Source organism: Xanthomonas sp. SHU 166, assembly GCF_000364685.1.
Classification (GTDB): Bacteria; Pseudomonadota; Gammaproteobacteria; order Xanthomonadales; family Xanthomonadaceae; genus Xanthomonas_A; species Xanthomonas_A sontii.
The window spans coordinates 1-1,616 of the sequence record NZ_AQOJ01000302.1 but is presented as its reverse complement, the minus strand read 5'-3'; the positions used below and the strand labels follow the sequence as shown (position 1 = coordinate 1,616).

Below are 1,616 nucleotides of genomic sequence, written 5' to 3'. Positions count from 1 at the left end.
AGCAGGCGCTGGCGGACGGCTTCGGCCTGCGCCACCGACAGGCCCAGCCGGGCGCTGGCCAGTTGCTGCAGGGTGTCGAGCGGGCCGTCCAGGTAGCCGGCATCGTCGCAGTGTTCCAGCCAGAACGCGGCCGCCGCCAGTTCCGCCGCCGGCAGTTCCAGGGCCAGCCGCTGCAGCACGCGCAGGTGCGGATCGGTCGACTCGCCCGCGACGATGCGCTGCATGCGGTCGTCTTCGCCGTCGTTCCAGCCGGCGGCCGGGATGTCCCACATCGAGGATTCGGGCAGTTCGTCGAATGCCGCGGTTTCCAGCGCCGCATCCTCATGCTTGACCACCGGCTCGATCACGCCCTCGGGCTCTTCCAGCTCGAGCAATGGATTGGTCTCCAGTGCGCGGCGGATTTCCAGTTCCAGTTGCATGCCATCGAGCTGCAGCAGCCGGATCGACTGCAGCAGTTGCGGGGTCAGATGCAGTTGCTGGCCCAGTTGGGCGGAAACGGTCGGCTTCATGCGGACTTCCTCGGTTCGGCGCCAACCCTCTGGCGCCCGTGGAACGCATAGTGCTTGTCGCCCGACGGTAACAGAATCGGGGTGTTCCTGAGTAGGGTAGTCAAATTCCCGACAGGGTGTCAGGGATTTCCCGACATGCGGCGCGTGGGCGCCGGACAGTCGACGGCGAAATGCCCGATGCAGCGGGGTCCGGCGGAAGCGTCACGCCTGCTGACCGATTAAGGCAAGCGCCATGCCAATGTCCCGTGTCGGGATGCCGTCCCCAGTTCAGCTCAACTCGCCCTGGTGGCGTGCGGCCAGCAGGACCAGATCGTTGGCGCGGCGGCAGCCCAGCGATTCCATCATCCGCGCGCGGTGGGTCTCGACGGTCTTGACGCTGATGCCCAGGTCCGAGGCGATTTCCTTGTTGCTCTGGCCGCGGCCGATCTGGCGCAGGATCTCGCGCTGTCGCGGCGACAGTGCTGCGATGCCGACCGGGCGCTCACGGCCGAGCATCGGCGCGATCATCTTGGAGGAGATCTGCGGGCTCAGGAACACCTGGTTGGCGCTGGCCGCGCGCAACGCCAGCTCCAGCTCCAGCGGGGCGGCGTCCTTGACCACGAAGCCGGTGGCGCCGCGGTCCAGCGCATCGCGCACATGCACCGGGTCGTCGTGCATCGACATCATCACCACCCGGGTCTTGGGCGAGCTGTGCAGCACGTCGGTGAGCGCGTCCAGGCCGCTGCGCCCCGGCAGGGACAGGTCCATCAGCACCAGGTCGGGGCGGTGCAGGGTGGCCAGGTCCACGGCCTGTTGCGCGTTGCTGGCCTCGGCGACCACGTCGACGTCCGCAAACGTCTGCAGCAGCCGGCTCAGGCCGGCGCGTACCAGGGTGTGATCGTCGACGATGATGACTCGCACGGTGCAGGTCCTTCTATTCAGAGCCGCACATTAGCCGAGCCGCCCGCCGCCGCCAACCTCGCCGCGGCGGTCCGGGGGGCGGTGTGCCGGCTCAGCGCGCGCGCCGGCTGTCGGCGATCTGCCGGCGGTGCAGCCGGAACAGGTGGCGTTCCAGGGCCTCTTCCAGGCCCGGCGGCTGTGTCTCGAACCGTAGCCAAAGTTGCACGA

Annotated in this window: 2 protein-coding genes and 1 pseudogene; all 3 read right to left on the bottom strand. The window is 68.5% G+C overall.

The genetic code is table 11. The features are described from left to right. Nucleotides 1-509: pseudogene (locus D180_RS09195) on the bottom strand (RNA polymerase sigma-54 factor); the annotation flags it as partial. A 267-nt stretch (nt 510-776) separates the two neighbouring features. After that, on the bottom strand, nt 777-1,409 hold the full coding sequence (locus D180_RS09190; protein ID WP_017908534.1) for a response regulator transcription factor: 633 nt from the start codon (nt 1,407-1,409) through the stop codon (nt 777-779). A 91-nt stretch (nt 1,410-1,500) separates the two neighbouring features. Then, the coding region (locus D180_RS22970; protein WP_198526532.1) for a PilZ domain-containing protein at nt 1,501-1,616 on the bottom strand (116 nt) is incomplete at its 5' end.